The sequence below is a fragment of the Megasphaera sp. AF13-6AC genome (assembly GCF_027685385.1).
In the GTDB taxonomy this organism is placed as follows: Bacteria; Bacillota; Negativicutes; order Veillonellales; family Megasphaeraceae; genus Megasphaera; species Megasphaera micronuciformis.
Window position 1 is genome coordinate 1 of sequence record NZ_JAQCUN010000332.1, and the last position, 313, is coordinate 313.

Annotated in this window: 1 pseudogene; it reads right to left on the reverse strand. The window is 45.4% G+C overall.

Going from position 1 to position 313, the window contains the following annotated elements:
• Positions 1 to 313 (reverse strand): annotated as a pseudogene (locus PGX78_RS09255) (hypothetical protein); the annotation flags it as partial.

A 313-nucleotide genomic window follows, 5' to 3' on the forward strand; every position in this document is an offset into this window, starting at 1 on the left:
CCTTCCTGCTTTTGACGGTGTACACAGGGATGGATTATATCTCCGCTACAACCGTTTTTCCCCACTTCTTTTTCCTTCGATTTCACCGTAAGGTCGAGAGAACTTGCCTTCTCCATATATGTGTGAAAGAGTTTTCTGAATTCATCCGCACCGAGAGTAGTTTGGAAATAGCGGGTGCGATTACGAGCCCTGTTTTTATAATCTCCCGTTTCCGAGAAAAGCATGTACATAGCATGAATATAATAAAGTACGCGTTCTCGACAGACTCCGCTTTCGATTAAAACTCCCAAACGGGGATTCGGCCCCAAGCCTC